Source organism: Alphaproteobacteria bacterium (assembly GCA_040216735.1).
Taxonomy (GTDB): Bacteria; Pseudomonadota; Alphaproteobacteria; order SHVP01; family SHVP01; genus CALJDF01.
In genome coordinates this window covers 693,310-712,972 of the sequence record JAVJOO010000005.1, presented here as the reverse complement: position 1 = coordinate 712,972, position 19,663 = coordinate 693,310, and the positions used below count along the sequence as shown (strand labels likewise).

16 protein-coding genes are annotated in these 19,663 nt (G+C 62.6%); 14 read left to right on the top strand and 2 right to left on the bottom strand.

Annotation, left to right across the window (positions count from 1 at the left end; translation table 11 throughout):
* Positions 1 to 35 precede the first annotated feature (35 nt).
* On the top strand, positions 36 to 1,124 hold the full coding sequence (locus RID42_16760) for a TauD/TfdA family dioxygenase (protein MEQ8249334.1): 1,089 nt from the start codon (positions 36 to 38) through the stop codon (positions 1,122 to 1,124).
* A 23-nt stretch (positions 1,125 to 1,147) separates the two neighbouring features.
* Here RID42_16760 and RID42_16755 read toward each other — a convergent pair whose 3' ends face one another.
* Entirely contained in the window at positions 1,148 to 2,035 is an 888-nt protein-coding gene (locus tag RID42_16755) for a LysR substrate-binding domain-containing protein (GenBank protein ID MEQ8249333.1), read from the bottom strand.
* 113 nt (positions 2,036 to 2,148) lie between these two features.
* Here RID42_16755 and RID42_16750 point away from each other — a divergent pair, with 113 nt between their 5' ends.
* From RID42_16750 to RID42_16695, 12 genes are all read left to right on the top strand, one after another.
* A complete protein-coding gene (locus tag RID42_16750; protein ID MEQ8249332.1) occupies positions 2,149 to 2,853 on the top strand; it encodes an isochorismatase family protein in 705 nt (234 codons plus the stop codon).
* A gap of 15 nt (positions 2,854 to 2,868) precedes the next feature.
* A complete protein-coding gene (locus tag RID42_16745) occupies positions 2,869 to 4,119 on the top strand; it encodes a sarcosine oxidase subunit beta family protein (GenBank protein MEQ8249331.1) in 1,251 nt (416 codons plus the stop codon).
* Positions 4,120 to 4,127: 8 nt separating this feature from the next.
* Positions 4,128 to 4,403, top strand: a complete 276-nt coding sequence (locus RID42_16740; protein ID MEQ8249330.1) for a sarcosine oxidase subunit delta — start codon at positions 4,128 to 4,130, stop codon at positions 4,401 to 4,403.
* Positions 4,404 to 4,441: 38 nt separating this feature from the next.
* Positions 4,442 to 7,408, top strand: coding sequence for a sarcosine oxidase subunit alpha family protein (locus RID42_16735; protein MEQ8249329.1), 2,967 nt, complete (start codon positions 4,442 to 4,444; stop codon positions 7,406 to 7,408).
* Positions 7,401 to 7,970 (top strand): sarcosine oxidase subunit gamma family protein, encoded by a 570-nt coding sequence (locus tag RID42_16730; protein MEQ8249328.1) that lies wholly within the window; start codon positions 7,401 to 7,403, stop codon positions 7,968 to 7,970. Before RID42_16735 ends, RID42_16730 begins: the two co-directional genes overlap by 8 nt.
* 1 nt (position 7,971) lies before the next feature.
* Positions 7,972 to 9,363, top strand: a complete 1,392-nt coding sequence (locus RID42_16725) for an L-serine ammonia-lyase (GenBank protein MEQ8249327.1) — start codon at positions 7,972 to 7,974, stop codon at positions 9,361 to 9,363.
* A 127-nt stretch (positions 9,364 to 9,490) separates the two neighbouring features.
* On the top strand, positions 9,491 to 9,943 hold the full coding sequence (locus RID42_16720; protein MEQ8249326.1) for a hypothetical protein: 453 nt from the start codon (positions 9,491 to 9,493) through the stop codon (positions 9,941 to 9,943).
* A 201-nt stretch (positions 9,944 to 10,144) separates the two neighbouring features.
* The gene (locus RID42_16715) at positions 10,145 to 11,107 is read left to right on the top strand and encodes a TAXI family TRAP transporter solute-binding subunit (protein ID MEQ8249325.1); all 963 of its coding nucleotides are present in this window, start codon (positions 10,145 to 10,147) and stop codon (positions 11,105 to 11,107) included.
* 88 nt (positions 11,108 to 11,195) lie between these two features.
* Positions 11,196 to 13,508, top strand: coding sequence for a TRAP transporter fused permease subunit (locus RID42_16710; protein ID MEQ8249324.1), 2,313 nt, complete (start codon positions 11,196 to 11,198; stop codon positions 13,506 to 13,508).
* 11 nt (positions 13,509 to 13,519) lie between these two features.
* Positions 13,520 to 14,662 carry an acyl-CoA dehydrogenase family protein gene (locus RID42_16705; GenBank protein MEQ8249323.1) on the top strand — a complete coding sequence of 381 codons (1,143 nt, stop codon included), beginning with the start codon at positions 13,520 to 13,522 and terminating at the stop codon, positions 14,660 to 14,662.
* Between the two features lie 20 nt (positions 14,663 to 14,682).
* Positions 14,683 to 15,543 (top strand): amidohydrolase family protein, encoded by an 861-nt coding sequence (locus RID42_16700; protein ID MEQ8249322.1) that lies wholly within the window; start codon positions 14,683 to 14,685, stop codon positions 15,541 to 15,543.
* 2 nt (positions 15,544 to 15,545) lie between these two features.
* A complete protein-coding gene (locus tag RID42_16695) occupies positions 15,546 to 17,021 on the top strand; it encodes an AMP-binding protein (GenBank protein MEQ8249321.1) in 1,476 nt (491 codons plus the stop codon).
* On the opposite strand, the gene RID42_16690 is transcribed toward RID42_16695, so the two are convergent.
* Positions 17,018 to 17,947: a LysR substrate-binding domain-containing protein gene (locus tag RID42_16690; protein MEQ8249320.1), complete on the bottom strand. Its 930-nt coding sequence runs from the start codon at positions 17,945 to 17,947 to the stop codon at positions 17,018 to 17,020. The two genes, RID42_16695 and RID42_16690, sit on opposite strands and share 4 nt — an antisense overlap.
* Before the next feature lie 121 nt (positions 17,948 to 18,068).
* On the opposite strand from RID42_16690, the gene RID42_16685 reads away from it, so the two are divergent.
* Positions 18,069 to 19,661, top strand: a complete 1,593-nt coding sequence (locus tag RID42_16685) for an ABC transporter substrate-binding protein (protein MEQ8249319.1) — start codon at positions 18,069 to 18,071, stop codon at positions 19,659 to 19,661.
* Positions 19,662 to 19,663 lie beyond the last annotated feature (2 nt).

Below are 19,663 nucleotides of genomic sequence, written 5' to 3'. Positions count from 1 at the left end.
CTCCCTCGGAGGGGAGAAAGTTAAGAGGAGGGGGCATGAACCCAAAACACGCAGCCGCGCGTGACGACAGTGACAACATCCCGATGCCGCCGGGTCCGATCGCCGGACCTTCGGCTTGGTACGGTCGAGACCTCAAGAAAAGCGACGCCTGGGTCTTTCGGTTTTCGCCTGACGACCTCGACGAGATCGAGGCCGCCGTTCAGGCAACGATGTCGATCCCGATCAAAGACATCGACCAGGCTCGGTTTCCGCTCCCGAGGTTGGGCCCGCGCCTGAAAGAAGTGCTAACCGAACTGTTGGACGGTCGCGGCTTTGTGTTGATGCGCGGATTGCCTGTCGATTACGGCAATATCGAGCATGCTGCCCGCGCCTATTGGGGCATCGGAACGCATCTCGGCGGGCCCCGGTCGCAAAATGCGCGCGGCGATCTGCTTGGGCACGTGATCGACCTGTCCCGCTCGGTCGACGATCCGACGGCGCGGATTTATCAGACCTCGGCGCGGCAAAACTATCATGCCGACTCGACCGACCTCGTCGGGTTGCTGTGCCTGCAAAAATCGATGTCGGGCGGTGCCAGCAGCATTCTGAGTTCTGTGACCGTCTACAACGAAATGCTGGTCCGTCAGCCCGAACTCGCCCGCGAACTGTTCTTCCCATTCTATGTGGATCGGCGCGGCGAGGTGCCCGAGGGCAAGGATCCGTGGTACCGCCTGCCGATCTTTAGTTGGTACCAGGGTCTCCTGACCGTTCATTTCACCCGGCCTTACATCGATTCAGGCCAGCGGCTGCCCGGCGTGCCGCGACTGACAGACAAGCAAGTCGCCGCGCTCAATCTCTTCCAAGAGCTTTGCGAAGACCCCGACATCCACCTCAACATGGATTTCGAGCCGGGCGACATCCAATTCCTGCAGAACTACCAGGTTCTGCACGATCGCACGGCGTTCAAGGATTGGCCCGGGCAGCCGGACCGCCGCCGCCACCTGCTGCGCTTGTGGCTATGCACGGACACCGGGCGGGAGCTGCCGCCGGCCTACCTCGACCGGCAAGAAAGTATTGCCATTGGGGACCGCGGCGGGATCGTCGTGCCGGGCCAGCGGCTCAACGTTAATCTGGAGCCCGGTTGACCCAAGGTCGTTCCGCTCCGCCGTTAGGTCGGCGGTAGGGTCGCGGAGACGAAGCGGGCCAGTGCCGGATTGGGGTTGGCGCTTTGCCAGGCAGCGACGGTTTCCACGCTGTAGCGGCCCTGCAGGGGTTTAATAACGACACCTTTCCGGCGCAGGTTCGTGGCGCTGTCGCTGTAGAGCGAAACGCCGACACCTGCAGCGACCAAGCCGAAGATGCCGTCGCTGTTGGTCGCTTCTTGCACGACATCTGGCACGTAACCTTTCCGCGCGCAGAGGTCGAACACCATCGTCCGGAACGCCTGCCACGGTTCGGGCGCGCCGAGTACCCAAGGTTCGCCGGCCAACGACTCGATGGATACCGTGCGGTGACGCGATAGACGGTGACCCCGGGGGAGTAGGGCAACCACCCCGGCGGTGTCGATGGGGGCGGTTGTGATCCCCTCCGCAATCAGCGGTCCGATCATGAACCCGATGTCGATCTCGCCGGTCAACACGGCTTCGCGTTGTTTGATCGTGGGGATGTAGGAAAGATCGACCGCAATGCCCGGTGCGATGGCGCGGAATCGCTGGAGGAGCGCCGGGAGCGGTCCGTTGATCGCGAAATCCATGTAGCCGACGGTGAGGCGGCCGGTTTCGCCCGCGGCGGCACGGCGGGCGCCGTCGACGCTGCGTTGCCGAGCATCGAGGATCTGGGGCGCCGAACCGAGAAACGCGCGCCCGACATCGGTCAGGGCGACGTGCCGAGTCGTTCGAACGAAGAGCGGTGCGCCGATCTCGCTTTCGAGCGCCGTGATGGTCCGGCTCAAGGACGGCTGGCTGACATGCAGCGCGTTCGCGGCACGGCTGAAATGAAGGGTCCGGGCCAGCGCCAAGAAGGCTTCGACGTGACGCATTTCGATTCTCGACGCCATCGTCAATTCATATCTCAAACGTATTAATATATGTAAAATTAATATTTCTCGTGGTTGGCCGACACGGTCTATCGTGTGGCTTGCGCTTCCCAAAGACCACCGGAGAACCGACCATGTCCCTCGAAAGCCTCGAAGCCGCTTTGCAAGAAGCGTTTGATGCCAGCACCAAAATCTACGAGGAGCGGGGGTTCCGCCGCCGCATCGGTTTCGGCAAGAAGCCAGCGCTGATCAGCGTCGATCTTGCGAATGCTTGGACCCGGCCGGGCAATCCCTTTACCTGCGACCAGGATAAAATGGACAACGAAATCATTCCTGGAATGCAGCGTTTGTTGGAGGCCTTCCGCGCCAACGGACATGTTGTTGTTCATGTGACGACCGCCTACCAGATTCCCGACCGCAACAATCCCCACACGGATATGGGTCTTTGGCATTGCAAGATTCCGATGGAGGCCGTCGACCTCGCAGACGAGGCGCTGTGGCAGATCGATTCGCGTATTGCCCCGGTCGATGGTGAGTACGTCATGATGAAGAAACGCGCGAGCTCGTTCCACGGCACACCGCTTGCCGGCTACCTTCGAAGCTGTGGCGTCGACACGATCATCGTGACCGGAGTCACCGCGACGGCCTGTGTGCGCACTACCATATGCGACGGACTGGCGGACGGGTTTCGTACCATCGCCGTGCGCGAATGCATCGGCGACCGCGTGCCCGGCGCAGTGGCGTGGAACCTCTACGATATCGATTCGAAGTTCGCCGACGTCGAATCCGTTGACACCTGTGTCGACTATTTGAACCGAACCCCGGGCAACGCGAACTAGAGTCGGAAACCGACCGTGCAACGATTCTCGGCGCTTTCGCTTCTCACCAAGGGCCTCGGTGGAAACCGCAACTGGCCCCGCCAGTGGCGTCCAGCAACGCCCAAGGCCGCCTACGATGTCGTTATTGTCGGCGGCGGCGGGCATGGGTTGGCGACGGCCTATTACCTCGCCCGCAACCACGGGCTCACCAATGTCGCGGTGTTGGAAAAGGGCTGGCTTGGCGGCGGCAACGTTGCGCGCAACACCACGATCGTGCGCTCCAACTACCTGTGGGACGAAAGCGCCGCACTTTACGAGCATGCGCTGAAGCTGTGGGAGGGCCTGTCCAAAGATCTCAACTATAACGTCATGCTTAGCCAGCGCGGCGTCCTTAACTTGGCGCATTCGCTCCAGGAAGTGCGTGACAGCCGCCGCCGGGTTTATGCCAATCAACTCAACGGCGTCGATGCCGAGTGGCTCGACCGCGACGCCGTCAAAGCCTTCTGCCCCATTCTCAACGTCGCCGCGTCGCTTCGCTACCCCGTCCTGGGCGCAACGTTGCAGCGCCGTGCCGGGACGGCGCGCCACGATGCCGTTGCGTGGGGATTCGCCCGTGCCGCCGATGCCCTTGGCATCGACATCGTCGAGAACTGCGAGGTGACGGGGTTCGACATCGCCAGCGGGCGCGTGACCGGCGTGCAAACCACCCGCGGCGCGATCAAGGCGCCCAAAGTCGCGATCGTTGTCGCCGGGCATGGATCCGTTCTGGCCGAAAAGGCCGGGTTCCGCCTGCCGTTGGAAAGCCACCCGCTGCAAGCATTGGTATCGGAGCCGATCAAACCGGTCCTCGACTGCGTCGTCATGTCGAATGCCGTCCACGTCTATGTCAGCCAATCCGACAAAGGCGAACTGGTGATTGGCGCCGGCATCGACGCGTTCAATTCCTACGCCCAGCGCGGCAGTCTGCCGGTCATTTCCAGTCAGATGGGTGCATTGATCGCGCTTTTTCCCATGTTCTCGCGGCTCAAGATGATGCGCAACTGGGGCGGTATCGTGGACGTCAGTCCCGATGCCTCGCCAATCATCGGCAAAACGCCGATCGACGGTATCTACTTCAACGGCGGCTGGGGTACCGGCGGGTTCAAGGCGACGCCGGGCTCGGGGCAGGTCTTCGCGCACACCATTGCCAACGACGAACCGCACCCGCTCGCGGCGCCTTTCAACCTGAACCGCTTCACCACAGGCGCGCTGGTCGACGAACACGGCGCCGCCGCGGTCGCGCACTAGGGGCTGCTATGCTGCTGATCGATTGTCCCCATTGCGGACCGCGCGCCGAAACCGAGTTTCACGCCGGCGGCGAAGCACATATCGCCCGGCCCGAACAACCCGATGCGCTGACCGACGCCGAGTGGGCGGACTACCTCTTCATGCGCAAGAACACCAAGGGCTGGTTTGCCGAGCGTTGGGTGCACGCTGCCGGGTGCCGCCGCTGGTTCAACGTGGAGCGCCACACCGTGACCCACGAGATTCGTCGGGTCTATCCGGTGGCTCCGTCCGGAGACGATCGGTGAACGGACCTGCCCTCGGCACAAGTCGCGCCCCCACATCCTTGCGCGTCGCAGGTGGCGATTCGGTCGATCCGTCACGCACGATATCGTTTTCGTTCGACGGTCGGCACTATACAGGCTTGGCTGGCGATACCCTGGCGTCGGCGTTGCTGGCCAACGGCGTCCGTGTGGTGGGCCGCAGCCTCAAATACCATCGCCCCCGGGGCATCCTTGCGGCGGGGTACGAAGAGCCGAACGCGCTCGTCCAGCTCGCGGGCGGCGCCCATGCCGAACCCAACGCCCTCGCCACACGCGTTGAAATCTACCCCGGCCTAACCGCCGCCAGCGTCAACCGTTGGCCCTCGGTATCGTACGATGCCTTCGCCGGGTTCGGTTTGATGTCACGCTTCATGTCGGCGGGCTTCTACTACAAGACCTTTCTCGGCTCCCGCACGCTCTGGGACCGCGTCTACGAACCGATGCTGCGGCGGATGGCCGGGTTTGGCCGTGCACCGGAAACCGCCGATGCCGACGATTACGACCAACGCCACATCCACTGCGACGTGTTGGTGGTTGGCGGCGGCGTTGCCGGCCTAGCCGCGGCCCGCGCGGCCTGCGAAAGCGGCGCGCGCGTCGTCCTGGCCGAAGATCTGCCGGGCCTAGCATTGGGCCACGGCCTACCGGCGGCCCAGGGCTGGATCGATGCGTCGATCGCCTTGGTCAACGAGAAAGCCACGGTCCTGACCCGAACGACAGTCTTCGGCACCTACGACGGCAAATACACAGCGGCGCTTGAGCGCGTTGCCGACCATATGCCGCCCGGAGAGCGAACGGGTGCCCGCCAGCGCCTCTGGTTGATCCGCGCTAAGCAGATCGTCCTGGCGACCGGCGCCATCGAACGACCCCTTGTGTTTCCCAACAACGACCGCCCCGGGATCCATCTTGCCGGTGCGGCGCGGACCTATCTAGATCGCTTCGGCGTCCTCGTGGGCCAGCATGCCGTCGCCTTCACCAACAACGACGAAACCTATGCAACCGCGATCGCGCTCAAGCGCGCCGGCGCGACCGTCGCGGCAATCGTCGATGTGCGGCCCAACCTGATCGGCGGGTTGGTGGCCCAGGCGATGAAGGAAGGCATTCGTGTTCTGCCCGGCCACGGGGTGATCGATGTGAAGGGCCGCCAAGGGGTGCGGGCAGTGAAAGTGCGGTCGTTGAACGGCGGCCAAATCGAAATCATTCCTTGCGATACGCTGCTGACCTCCGGCGGTTGGTCGCCGGCAGTCCATTTGTTCGCCCAGCAGGGCGGAAAACTCGCCTACGAACCCGCCAAAGCGGCGTTCGTGCCTTCGCGCCGGCCCCACGATCCGTGGTGTGCGGGGGCGCTGTGCGGCGAGACCGATATCCCTGCCGCCATTGCCGAGGGCTATGGTGCCGGATCGAACGCCGCCGCGGCTCTGGGCAAGGGCGCGCCAGCGGGTCCGCGCATCGACCTGCCCCAAGCACCGCAGCGTGGCGCGCCGCTGGCCCTGTGGCGGGTTCCGGTGTCGGCGAAGGCCGAAGGCAAATGCTTCATCGATTTTCAAAACGACTCGACGCTGGCAGACGTCGCCCTGGCCATGCGCGAAGGCTTCACCCATCCCGAGCATGTCAAGCGCTACACCCTGACCGGTTTCGGCACCGACCAGGGCAAGACCGGCAACATCAACGCGCTGGGCAACATCGCCGAGCGCACCGGCCTCGATCTCGCGCGGCTCGCACCCACGACCTTTCGACCGCCATTTCTCCCCGTCACCTTCGGCGCGCTGGCCGGGCGGGACAAAGGTGCCTTGCTCGATCCAGTTCGCATCACCGCTCTCCACGATTGGCACGTCGCGGCCGGTGCGGCATTCGAAAACGTCGGCCAGTGGAAGCGGCCCTGGTACTACCCGCGCGGCACCGAATCGCTCGATCAGGCAGTGGCGCGCGAATGCCTCGCGGTCCGCAACGGCGTGGGCATTCTCGATGCGTCGACATTGGGCAAGATCGAAATCGTCGGCGCCGATGCTGCCGCGTTCCTGAACCGCGTCTACACCAGCGCCTGGACCAAGCTCGGGGTCGGGCGGAGTCGCTACGGGCTGATGTGCCGAGAGGATGGCATGGTGTTCGACGACGGCACGACAACACGGCTCGCCGAAGACCGGTATCTAATGACGACAACGACCGGTAACGCTGCCAGCGTGCTTGACTGGTTGGAGGAGTGGCTGCAGACCGAATGGCCCGATCTTCGCGTCCACTGCACGTCTGTCACCGATCACTGGTCGACGATTGTCGTTACCGGACCGCGCGCCCGCGATGTCCTTGAGCGCGTCGCCCCAGAGATGCCTTTGGACAACGACAGCTTCCCCTTCATGTCCATCCGTGAAGGTGTTGTGGCCGGCGTCGAGGCGCGCGTTTTCCGAATCAGCTTTACTGGCGAGTTGTCGTTCGAAATCAACATCCCGTGGCACGACGCCCACCATGTTTGGGAGCAGGTGATGCAAGCCGGGGCGGCGTTCGACATCACGCCCTACGGCACCGAGGCGATGCATGTTCTGCGCGCCGAAAAAGGGTATCCGATCATCGGTCAAGACACCGACGGCACCGTGACGCCGTACGATCTCGGGATGGCGTGGGCGGTCTCGACCAAGAAGGACTTCCTCGGCAAGCGCTCGCTCGCCCGACCCGACACCGCGCGGCGCGATCGCAAACAACTCGTCGGCTTACAAACACAGGACCCTACGATAGTCTTGCCCGAAGGTGCCCAAATCGTACCCATGGATGCGGTCGGCGCGGTCCGACTTCCCCAAACGTCGCCGGTGCCGATGGACGGTCATGTCACGTCGAGCTACTACAGCGCGGCCCTCGGGCGTTCGATCGCACTTGCGCTCGTGCGCGGTGGATTGGAGCGTGCGGGCGAGACCGTCTATGCGGTGGCGGACGGTCGTGCGATTGCGGCGCAAATCGTCTCGACCGTTTTCTACGATCCCGAGGGGAGCAAACGCGATGGGTAGTGCCGTGGCGCGCCGAGGTCCCTTGGAAGGATATGAGTCCGTCTTCGCCGGCCTTGCCGCCAACGCGTTGAATGTCCGCGCCATGCCGGTCGCCGCGCAGATCAATCTGCGCGGATCAGCGAACGATGTCGGTGCCGCCGTTGCCGCCGTTTTCGATGGTACGGATTTGGCGCCCCGGACCAACGCCGTGACCCACAACGGGTCGGTGTGGACCTACGGCCTTGGCCCGGACGAATGGTTGTTGGCGGATTTCTCAGGCCTTACCGAGGGCGCTCACGCCTTAGCCGCCCGACTCGCCGGGAAACCGGCCTCCGTGGTGGATGTGTCGTCCAACCGGATCGTCCTCGAAATCGGCGGCTCTAACGCGCCGGCGTTGTTCTCGTCGCTGTGGAGCCTCGATCTCGCCGACCTTGTCCCGGATCGCTGCGCCCAAACCATGCTGGCAAAGGCGCAGGTGCTGGTCCATCCGGTTGGCGACGGACCAATGTACCGTGTTTTTGTGCGGACCTCGTTCGCGCGGTATCTCGCCGACGTGATCGTCGACTCCGCCGCGTTCCTGTGACGTGAGCGACGAATCGGCCGTTTGCAGCGTCTTCGACGTCTTTAGGGTCGGCTTGGGGCCTTCCAGCTCCCACACCGTAGGGCCGATGCGCGCGGCGCGACTTTTCCTGGAGAGCGTCGCCGCCTGCGGCCTTCTCGCCTCGGTCGACCGCGTCACCGTCGATCTCTATGGCTCGTTAGCGTTGACCGGCCAGGGCCACGGCACCGATCGCGCGGTTGCGTGGGGCTTGATGGGATCGCTCCCCGAAACGATGGACCCGGCGGTTGGCGCAACCGCGTTCGAGCGATTGCTCGAACAGTCTCGTATCGACCTTCTTGGCCGACACCCCGTCGCGTTCGATGTCGTGACGGACATAAAGTACCAGCGTGAGACCTTTCTGGAAGATCACCCGAACGGACTTCGCTTCACCGCCCGCAGCCGCGACCGCATCCTCGCCGAAAAAACCTATTTCTCCATCGGCGGCGGGCAGGTCGTATCGGCTGGCCAAAACGCGGATCGGCTAGAGCGGAAGTCCGCCGATAGGTATCCCTATCCTTTCCATTCGGCGGTCGACTTGCTCACCTACTGCGCCAAGGCCACGCTGTCGGTGGCCGAAGTCGTAGCGGCGAACGAGCGAATCGCCACCGCACCGACTACACTCGAACGCCGCCTCGATGATCTTCGTGCAACCATGATGGCGTCCATCGATCGCGGGCTAACCGCCGGGGGCCTCTTGCCAGGTCCGCTCAAGGTACGCCGGCGGGCGGCATCCTTGATGGCAAGGGCCGATGGTAAGAAGGGGCTGAATTCACGCCGGCCCCACGAATACATGGAAATCGTGAGCGCCTATGCAATTGCGGTAAACGAGGAGAACGCCGCTGGCGGTCGCATCGTGACCGCCCCGACGAACGGCGCTGCCGGGATCGTTCCCGCGGTGCTGCGCTACCTCGAAGAAACTGGCGGCGGTGTCGATCCCGACCCGCATCGACCGTACCTCCTGACGGCCGCCGCTATCGGGATGTTGTTCAAACGCAATGCCTCCATTTCCGGTGCCGAGATGGGGTGTCAGGGCGAGGTTGGTGTCGCCAGTTCGATGGCCGCCGCCGGTCTGACCGCGGCGCTCGGTGGGACGCCCCAACAGGTTGAGAACGCCGCTGAGATTGCGATGGAACATCACCTTGGCATGACCTGCGATCCGGTAGGTGGTCTCGTCCAGATTCCCTGCATCGAGCGCAACGCGATGGGCGCAATCAAAGCGATCAATGCGGCGTCGTTGGCCCTGAACGGCGATGGGTTTCATGTCGTCAGTCTCGACACGGTGATCGAAACGATGCGCCAAACCGGAATCGATATGCAATCCAAGTACAAGGAAACCAGCCAGGGCGGACTCGCCGTCAACGTCGTCGCGTGCTGAGCGCGGGTTGACGGGGCGGCGAGGTGAGGGCCGCTTCCAGCCTGAGGTGGGGCAGGTGGCGTTGGCCCCCGCCGTGGGCAATACTGCGCTGCGCCAAAAACCGACGACGTAACAAAAGGCCGCCTGTTTGACGTCGAGCCAACCGAATGCGACAGCCTTACGCCGCCTTGATCAGCTTCAAGCGGCAGGCTACGCCGTGCAGCGCCGCTATTCGAAGGTAGCGACCGCGCTGTCGCTTCATCACCCGTCGCGCAAGCGCCGCCGCGCCGCGCCGCCATCGCTCTTACTTTATGAAGACGGACTGGTGGCGACGTATCCGCAGAAAAACGCCGGCCGCCGCCGCTTTGCGGCCGGCAACGAAGCGGACTTCGAGGCGTTCCTCGGCAGCGTGCCGAGACCGACCCAATGGGAGCGGGCCGCGCCGACAGTCAATCTCGTCACGATCTTTGGAACGATCTCGGTGGTCGCGGGGTTGACGCTGTGGGCAATGCTCAATGGGCAAGTCGCGGTCACCGGTTTTGTTGTGCACCTCATTCTCTTTTCGGCCCCGTTCGTGGCGATCCGCCTCTTCCTGCGATAAAGCGTACCGGGCAACGACCGACAGGGTCGCGGTGATCTCCAGCGCTCTTCGCCGGGCCTTTACACGACCGACGCCTGCGGCTGTCCTCCCGATGTCGCTAGTGCGTCGCAGCCGCGTGGCGTGCGTGGCCGAGTTCGGACGGCTATTCCAATTCCCAAGCAATCGAATTAGGCTTCGCCCTCCTAAAGGGAGGAATTTACGATGAAAAAGACAAAACTACTTGGTTTCGTTGGAGCTACCGTGCTGGCGATGTCGCTTGCCGGTGGCGCCCAGGCGCAAGAATTGCTCCGCGTCAACGGCGGCTTGGCGGGCACCTACCCGCTCTTTGCCGCCAAACTTACGGAGCTCATCAACAAGAACATTCCGGAGTACAAAGCGGCTGCGGTGTCGGGCGATTCGGTCAAGGCGCAGATCGATATGCAGAACGGCGATGTTCACTACAAGATCGGTTACACCTACGACGTCAAACGCATTGCCGACGGCCTATCGACAGTGCCGATCAAGACCCCCGACGTCTGCCACATCATGACGCTCTATGGGTCAGGCCTCTATGCGGTCGCGAAGACCGATGGGATCAAGGATCTACGCGAACTCGCCAACGGCAAATACCGGATGTGGACGGGATCGAAGACCGGCTTTTTCTACAATCTCATTTCACCGTCGCTCGAAGCGCACGGCATCGATATCGAGCAGATCGAAAAAGACGGAACGATTCTCGAGTCCTTCGGTTACGGCGATACCGTCCAGGCCTTTCAAGACCGTCGCCTCGACCTGTCGTTCTTCTCGGGCGGCATCCCCTACAGCTTGATGCTGCAGCTCGAGAATTCGCCGGGCTTCCACCTCGTCAACTGGGACGACGCAGCACTGAGTAAGCTCAGCGAAATCCGCCCCGGCATTTTCCGTGGCGTGGTCCCGGCGGGCACCTACAAGGGCCAGGACAAGGACGTTCAGGTTCCTTGGTACGTCAATCAGTTGGTGACCACCTCCAAGCTGCCCGACGATCTGACCTACAAAGTGACCAAGATCATGAACGAGCAAGCTAAGGAGTTCCATGGCCTGTTCGGTGGGTCCGAGGAGATCGGCGTCAACGATCCGCTCTCGAACAACGCGGTGCCGGTCTGCGAAGGCGCCAAGAAGTACTACCGCGAAAAAGGAATGATGTAGGCGCGCGGCGCTTACACCGTTCTTTGAACTAGGGTTGCGACCCCGGAGCCATCGGCTCCGGGGTCTCCCCTGCTGAGATCGTCCGGCAATGATCCGCGAAATCGCTTACGGCGAAGCCACCTTCATGCGCCATTGGCGCGGGTGGACGATCGCTTTTCTCGGCACCTTTTACGTCCTTATTCACGTCTATGCCGGGTTCTACGGACCGCCGGAGTCGATCCTGTTCCGCGCTTTCCACGTCGGCACCGCGCTGGCGTTGGTCTTTCTCTATTTTCCCCTGCTGCGTTACAGCCAGGGGCCGATTCGGCTGGTGGCGCGGGTCGTCGATTTGCTGCTGATCCTGGGCGCGTTTTGGATCGTCGCCTATTTCGTCGTTGAACTCGATACTTGGGACTTCCGGCGCTTCGCGCTACGGCCCCAGGAATACTTTACCGCAGCGCTGCTCACCGTCCTGGTTCTCGAAGCGGCGCGCCGTGCCGTCGGCCCCGTGCTGGTGGCGATCTGTGTGATTTTCTTGATCCACGCACGGTTCGCGGACAAGTTTCCCGGGATGTTTTACGGGCCGCCGGCCTCCTGGAATCGTCTGACCGAAACGCTGCTGCTCGGCAGCGACGGGATCTTCGGCATTCCGGTGGCGGTCATGGCGCAGTTCGTCGTGCTGTTCATCCTGTTCGGCACGCTTTTAAACATCACCGGCGGCGGCACCTTCTTCACCCGCTTGGCCTTCGCCCTGTTCGGCCACCGTACTGGTGGTCCGGCGAAGGCGGCGGTCGTTTCGTCGGCCCTGATGGGCAGCCTCTCCGGCAGCTCCATCGGCAACGTGATGACGACCGGTGCCTTTACCATCCCGCTGATGCGCCATCTCGGCTATCGCCGCGCCTTCGCCGGCGGGGTCGAGGCGGCGGCGTCGAACGGTGGCATCATCATGCCCCCGGTTATGGGCGCGGTCGCCTTCATCATGGCCGAGTTCCTGGACCGCCCTTATCTCGAAATCATCATGGCGGCGGCGATCCCGGCCATCCTCTACTACACCGTCATCTTCGTCACGGTGCACCTCGAAGCGAAGAAACTGCGCCTGGCGACGATGAACAAGGTCGATCTGCCCAGCCCCTGGCCGATTATCCGCAAGCAAGGATACCTCGCGCTACCTCTCGTTCTAATCATCGTGACGTTGATGCTGGGCTACTCGATCGTCTTCGTCGCGATCGTCATTATTCTGACGACGTTCGGGCTGGCGCTCCTGCAACGAACCAATCGGATGACGCCGCTGCGCCTAGCCGACGCGATCGAACAAACCGCGCGGGCCACGGTCGGTTTGTCGGCAACCGCTGCTGCCGCGGGGATCATCATCGGGGCGATCTTCGCGACCGGTCTCAGTTTCCAGATTAGCCAAGCCGCGGTCGAGTTTTCGGGCGGTCAAATATGGATTCTGCTCGTCATCGCCGCGTTGATGGCGCTGATCATGGGAATGGGGATGACGGCTGCCGCGGTCTACATCACGTTGGTCGCCACGGTGATCCCGATTCTCACCCGTGCCGGTATCCCCGATATCGCCGCACACTTCTTTGCCTTCTATTACGGCATTATTTCGAACATCACGCCCCCCATCGCGCTCACGGCATTTGCCGCAGCACCCCTCGCCGGGGCCGGACCGATGGCGACCGCCGTTCAGGCGACCCGCTTGGGCGCGGCATCGTTCCTGTTGCCGATCCTCTTCATCTACGGACCTGCCCTTCTGTTGGAAGGGGAGTGGTGGGAAGTAATTGCCGTGAGCGGCACCGCCTTTCTCGGCCTTACCGCGTTGGCAATCACCTTCACGGGGTATTTCTTTGGCTTTGTCCCCCTGTGGCAACGCGCGATCTTTCTGGCGTCGACCGGTTTCTTGATCGTCCCCGAGTTCGGCACCGACATGGCGGGCATTGCCCTCTTCGCGGCAGGGTGCGGCCTGAATTTCTGGTGGAGCCGCCGTCCCGCCACCGGGATCAGCGACGAAAATCGCCGTCTCCGACAGGAAGAACGCGCTACCGGCGAACGGACTACGGCCGCCGGGCGCTACGCCCAACGCATGGTGCAACGACGCCTCGAAAAAGAAGGCGAGGAGGCTATCGCGGATGCGCCTAAGGACATCAACGATCTCACCCGCGCCCTGATGTCGGACAAAGAAGGCAGCGGCGGCCCCAAAGAAGTAACGTCGCGCGGCCTCTACATCGGTTGGGCCGTCGTCATCGCCGTGGCGGGTGTGTTCGAGGCCATGGGACAAGTCGTTCTACACGCCACAGACCCCCTGGTGTGGCTGGCCATTATGGCGGCGCTCTCGGTGGGCGGTGTCGTCGGGATCGTCGGGACTTGGCGGACCTGCGCGCGGTCGGAGAACGGTCCGACGCCTGCGCGCGCAGCTTAGGGAGCAGGGCGATGGACTTCGGCCTAAACGACGAACAACGCGCCCTGCTCGAATCGGTCGATCGGATGCTGGCGCAGCACCTGCCCCCCGAAGAGGTCCGCCGTCGGGACCGAGCCCACGAGCCCCCCGATTTCTTGCTGAAGCATTACGCCGACCTCGGGTTGCTCGCGATTCCGTTTCCCGAAAAGTATGGCGGCCTCGACGGGGCCTGGCAGACTGTCGCCGTTGCCCATGAACGCCTCGGCTACCACGCTGGCATGGCGGCCTCGCTGTATGGCACCACCCTGGGGTTCGGCGGCATGTCCATTTACACCTACGGGTCTGAGGCGCAGCGCGCCGCTCTCCTCCCCAAAATTATCGCAGGCGAGCTGCGCTTTTCCCTCGGTCTAACCGAACCCGGTGCCGGTACGGATGCCGGCGCGCTCATCACCCGTGCCCGACGCGGCGATGGCGGGTGGATCGTCAACGGGCGCAAGACGTGGATCAGCGGCGCTAACGAGGCAGATTACATCGTCACGGCCTGCCGCACGACCGCGGGCTCCGAAGGTAATCGCGGCATTTCGATGCTACTGGTGCCGCGCGGTGCCAAGGGCATCCACATGACCCGCCTCGAAAAGATCGGCAACAACTGCCTGACCTCGTGGGACATCGCTTTTGAGGACGTGTTCGTCGCGGACGACGGCCTCCTGGGCGACGAGGGCGATGGCTTCAAACACTTGATGTCAACCTTGCAATTCAGCCGATCCGGTCAGGCCGCAAACGCAATCGGTCAGTCGCAACGCGCCGTCGATATCGCCGTCGCCCATGTGAAGGAACGGGTCCAGTTCGGGCGCCCCCTCGGCAAGTTCCAAAGCGTCGCCCATCGCATCGCCGACATGCAAACGCGGGTCGATCAGGCGCGTTTCATTCTCTATCACCTCGCATGGCTCATCGACCAGGACGCGCGCTGCCGCAAAGAAGCCGCCCAGGCCAAGATGGTTGCCTCCGAATGTTTGCAGTACGTGACCCATCACGGCATGCAACTTCTCGCTAGCACGGGTTATGCCATCGAAAGCGATATGCAGCGGATGTGGCGCGATTCGCGGCTCTACACGTTCGGCGAGGGCGCCAACGAAATCCAGCGCGACATTATCGCCCGTGAAGTCGGACTCTAGAAGCCAAGGAAGGAACCGTCATGAGCTATGACCTCAAGGCCATCGATGCCGTCGTCAATATTTGGACGGACGAAGCCATGGCCCACCGGCCCAAGACCAGCAGGGATTTTTTCGTGGGCAAGATCGGTGTGGAGTCGGGGACCTACACCGGTATTCCGCACGAGGAAATGCTGCGTCGGATGGATGCCGCCGGGATCGAAATGTCCTTTTTGATCGCCAACAAAAGCGGCCAGATGGGATTGCCCTCCAGCTCCTTCATTCCCTACGAAGTTGTCGCCGATGCGGTTAAGGCGCACCCGGATCGCTTCCGGGGCCTGGCCGGGATCGACCCGACCCAAGGCATGACCGGTGTCAAGGAACTCGAACGCGGTATCAACGATCTAGGTTTTGTTGGCGCGCATTTCTATCCCCACTGGTTCGACATGCCGCCGAACCACGCGCGGGTTTATCCGTTCTATGCCAAGTGCGTCGAACTCGATGTCCCGATTCAGATGCAAGTCGGGCAATCCCTCGTCTACACGCCGGATCGTCGCCTCCGCAGCGTCGGTCGGCCGATCACGCTCGACGATGTTGCATGCGACTTCCCCGAACTCAAGCTCGTCGGCATTCATGTCGGTATTCCGTGGACCGACGAAATGATTGCGATGGCGTGGAAGCACGAGAACGTCTACATCGGCTCGGACGCCCACGGCCCGAAATACTGGCCGCCGCAGTTCGTCCATTACATCAACACTTACGGCAAGCACAAAGTCCTCTTCGGGACCGACTTTCCGGTCCTCGATTTCGAGCGGACGCGCAAAGAGATCGAAGACCTCGGCCTGCGCGAAGACTCGCTGAAACTCTTTTTGCGCGACAACACCCGTCGCCTGTACAAGCTCTAACCATGGCCCGGGATTCCTTCCTTCATATCGCCGACGCAATCAGCCACAACGCGGTACGCCGACCCCACCATCCGGCCTTAATCGAACGCGACGGGACCATCACGACCTATGCGGCGATGGACCGCCTGATGCGGCAAACCGCCAATCATCTATCGGCCCAGGGGGTCAAACCCGGCGATATCGTTGGCCTGTCGATGCCCGACACGGTGGCTCATCTCGTGGCGATGTTCGGTCTGTTCCGGATGGGAGCGGTCTTGCTTCCCATGGATGTTCGCTGGACGCCCGAAGAAAAGCAGCGGATCGCGACATTTTTCGGGGCGGTCGCGGCGATTTCCGACGCGCCGCTGGAGGGTATCCGCACGTTGTGTGTTGACGACGCGTGGCACGCGGCGGTGGCGGCGCAGGGGATCGACGGGTCGTTCCCCAATAATATCGACGATCCGCTTTGGCTGTCGCTCTCGTCGGGGACGACGGGAATTCCCAAGGGGCCGCTGGTGACGCACCGGCAGATGGTCTTGCGTTTCTTCTCGCAAACGGTCGACCTTGGGTTCAACGAGCACGACCGAAATATTTTGGCGACGCCGCTCTATTTCGGCGGCGGCCGCGGCTTCACGATCTCCAATCTTTACTTCGGTGCTACCGTGGTCATGCATCCGCCGCCCTACAAGGCCGAGGAACTGGCTGATGCGGTGAACCGGTTGGGCGTTACTTCGCTATTCCTGGTCCCGACGTTGTTTCGTCGGATGCTGGCGATCGAGCGCGGACCCGGCCTGCTATTTCCTAACCTGCGCATCCTGATCTCGAGCGGCTCGATCCTCCACGGCGACGAACGCGAGGCGATTAAGCGTGAGCTTTGTCCCCATTTCGTCAATCTGTTCAGTTCCACCGAAGGCGGCGGTGTGGCGGTCCTGGCACCGGGGGATCCGGCCGAGAAGGCGGCATCCGTGGGACGCGCGGCCTACCGCAACGAATTTCAAGTTGTCGACGAGAACGACCAACCGGTCGCCACTGAAACGGTCGGTCGCATTCGCCAGCGGGCGCCGTGGCTACCCGACGGCTTCTACCGCAACGAAGAAGAAACCAAGAAATCCTTCATCGACGGTTGGTACTACACCGGCGATCTCGGCAAGGTGGACGACCAAGGCTACCTCTATGTTGTCGGTCGCGTGAAGGACATGATCATTCGCGGCGGGATCAACATCTACCCGGCCGAGATCGAAGATCTGTTATGCAAGCACGAGTCGGTGCACGACGCCGCCGTCGTCGCCTGGCCCTCGCGCGAACTTGGGGAAGAGGTCGCGGCCTTTGTGGTCGCCAAGGGTGAGATCGGCGACGCCGACCTCATCGCCTATTGCCGCAGCGCGTTGGCACCCTACAAGGTGCCCAAGGCGGTGTTCTTCATCGACGATCTACCCAAGAGTGCCCAGGGCAAGGTCCTCAAGAACGACCTCGTCGAACGGCTACCCGCGCAAGGCTAACCGGTCGGGCGCAGCGCGGCGCCTTCCTTGGCCCCTTCGTCCAGCAGCCAATCCCGGAACACGGCGACCTGGGGTTGTTCCAATGCGGCGGGCAGCCCAACCACGAAATAGTCGAACGACGGCGCATGGGCGATTCCGAATGGCGCAATTAGGCGGCCCGACCGCAGATCGCTGGCAACCAGAGCGCCGCGGCCCAGCGCAATCCCGTCGCCTTCGCAGGCCGCCTGGAGGGCCATGCTCGACGCCGTGAACCGATTGCCCGCAGCAGTATCGACATCGTGCTGACCTTGGCCGCTGAGCCAGGTCGACCAGTCCGGGTACCACGCATTGCGCGCCATGGTGTCGTCGTGCAGCAGGGGCGCGCCGCGGCGCAGATCGGAGGGACGCTCCAGGCCGTACGCCGACGCGAACGTCGGGCTGCACACCGGATAGACGTATTCGCTCATCATGCGTTCGACGATAAGCCCCTGGAAACGTCGTGACCCATAGGCAATGGCGAAATTGGACTTGTAGACCGCGGCCTCGAGATCGAGGGGCCGGCCCATTAGTTCCACGACGACCTCGGGATAGGTCGCACGGAATCGCGCGAGCCGCGGCACCAGCCAGCGTTCGGCAAAGGAAATCTCGACGCTGACGCTGACCCGCCCCGGTTTTTGCGCTTGGTTCATGCGGTGGACCGCTTCTTCGATGCGGTCCAAACCGGCGGTTAGGGCTGGCAGGCATGCTTGTCCGGCTGAGGTGAGCGATACTCTCCGGGTCTCCCGAAGAAACAGCGGCAGACCGAAATATTCCTCAAGTAAGCGCACCTGGTGGCTGACCGCGCCGGAAGACACCCCGAGTTCCCGCGCAGCCTTGGAAATGCTTAGATTCCGCCCGGCGGCTTCGAACGCGCGGACGGCATTTAGGGGCGGTAATTCGCGGGGCAAGGGACCCTCCATGCATCAATATTTCTAAACTGTGCCGCGACGATTACTTCGTTGTCAATCGGTGGGTGAACCTGTTTGATCCCCGCGAAACCGGCTGGGAGCCGGCTCAAGGGAGGAATCTATGAAAACCACGAAAGCAACGTTCACGCGTCATGCCATGGTGGCTTTGGCGTTTGGCGGGGCCATCGGCTTGGCGGCGGCGCCCAGCCAGGCCCAAGACAAGACATTCATCTTCGGTGCGGTCGGCACCCCGGCCGGGTTTGACACCGACCAATGGCTGACCGGTACGCTCGAGTCTGCGGTCAACGTTTACGAAGGCCTGACCAAGCATGGCGTCATGACCGATGCGACCGGCCGGACGGTGATCGACGCGGCCACGGTGGAACCGCACATGGCCGAAAGCTGGACCCTCAGCGAGGGTGGCAAGGTCGTGACCTTCAAGATCCGCCCGGGCGTCAAGAGCCCGGCCGGCAACGAACTCAGCGCCCACGACGTGGCTTTCTCCTGGGCTATGGCCAGGGATCGCAAGCGAGTTGGCAACTTCATGATCCGCGTGGGCCGCATCGAAGCGGTCGAAGCGATCTCGGACTCAGAGGTCAAATTCACGCTGGGTACTGCGAACAACATCTTTCCGCGTATCCTGACAACGGTGTTCCCGGCGCTGGCCGACTCTAAGGTCCTCAAGGAAAACGCCACGGCGGACGATCAGTGGGCGGTCAAGTGGCAGGAAAAGAACACCGCCGGCTTCGGCCCCTACAAGGTTGATTCGGTGCGCCCCGGCGAAGGCGCCGTGTTCACCCTCAACGAGAATTACTTCGACGAAAAGCCGTTCTTCACCCGGGTGATCTACCGCGAAATTCCGTCGCCCGCGAGCCGTGCGGCGCTGGTCAAAAGCGGCCAGATTCACTGGGCCGACCAAATGCCGATTCAGCAATTGGTCGACCTTGCTAAAGATCCCAAAGTGAAAGTCGACAGCGTCCCCGGTACGGGCGCCGCGACCTTGCGGATGAACCCGAACTTCAAACCCTTCGACGACATTCGGGTGCGCCAGGCGATCAACTACGCGTTCGACTACGACGCCGTCAGCGAAGCGGTATTCCGCGGCCTAGGCGAACGCTCGGACTCGATCCTTGCTCCGGCGTTCGGCGCTTTCTATACGCCGGCGCAGACCTACAAGACCGATTTGGGCAAAGCGCGCGCGCTCCTGTCCGAGGCAGGTCACGGCAACGGTCTCGAAATCCAGCTTGAGTACACCGACAACTGGTGGTGGGAAGAGCCCCTCGCGATCCAGACCAAGGATGCGTTGGCCAAGGCTGGGATCACCGTCAACCTGAAGCGGATTCCGAAGACCGAAATGAACTCTCGCCGCGCTATCGGCAAGCGTGACATTCCGTTCTTCCCGCATCTTGCGAACGCGTTCGTCCTCGATCCGGGCTACGCGTTCTTCCTGTCGGCGCACAGCCAAGGGTCGTCGGACGTCAACGACTACAACAATCCCAAGTTCGATGCGTTGGTCGATGCGATGATCGGCGAACAGGATCAGACGAAGGCGATTGCCATGGCGAAGGAAGCCCAGAAGATCCACGCGGATGATGCAACCTTCATCATCTCGGATTTTCCCAAGACCTACGCTGTGACGGTTCCTTGCATCACCGGTTGGCTGTGGTACCAGCACGACCGCGTGGTGTGGAAGCACCTGCGCTGCGAGGGCTAGTC

Coding starts and splice junctions, on each gene's coding strand:
- RID42_16750 (MEQ8249332.1), top strand. CDS start 2,149: ATGTCCCTCGAAAGCCTCGAAGCCGCTTTGCAAGAAGCGTTTGATGCC.
- RID42_16740 (MEQ8249330.1), top strand. CDS start 4,128: ATGCTGCTGATCGATTGTCCCCATTGCGGACCGCGCGCCGAAACCGAG.
- RID42_16730 (MEQ8249328.1), top strand. CDS start 7,401: ATGGGTAGTGCCGTGGCGCGCCGAGGTCCCTTGGAAGGATATGAGTCC.
- RID42_16755 (MEQ8249333.1), bottom strand. CDS start 2,035: ATGGCGTCGAGAATCGAAATGCGTCACGTCGAAGCCTTCTTGGCGCTG.
- RID42_16695 (MEQ8249321.1), top strand. CDS start 15,546: ATGGCCCGGGATTCCTTCCTTCATATCGCCGACGCAATCAGCCACAAC.
- RID42_16760 (MEQ8249334.1), top strand. CDS start 36: ATGAACCCAAAACACGCAGCCGCGCGTGACGACAGTGACAACATCCCG.
- RID42_16710 (MEQ8249324.1), top strand. CDS start 11,196: ATGATCCGCGAAATCGCTTACGGCGAAGCCACCTTCATGCGCCATTGG.
- RID42_16715 (MEQ8249325.1), top strand. CDS start 10,145: ATGAAAAAGACAAAACTACTTGGTTTCGTTGGAGCTACCGTGCTGGCG.
- RID42_16685 (MEQ8249319.1), top strand. CDS start 18,069: ATGAAAACCACGAAAGCAACGTTCACGCGTCATGCCATGGTGGCTTTG.
- RID42_16705 (MEQ8249323.1), top strand. CDS start 13,520: ATGGACTTCGGCCTAAACGACGAACAACGCGCCCTGCTCGAATCGGTC.
- RID42_16700 (MEQ8249322.1), top strand. CDS start 14,683: ATGAGCTATGACCTCAAGGCCATCGATGCCGTCGTCAATATTTGGACG.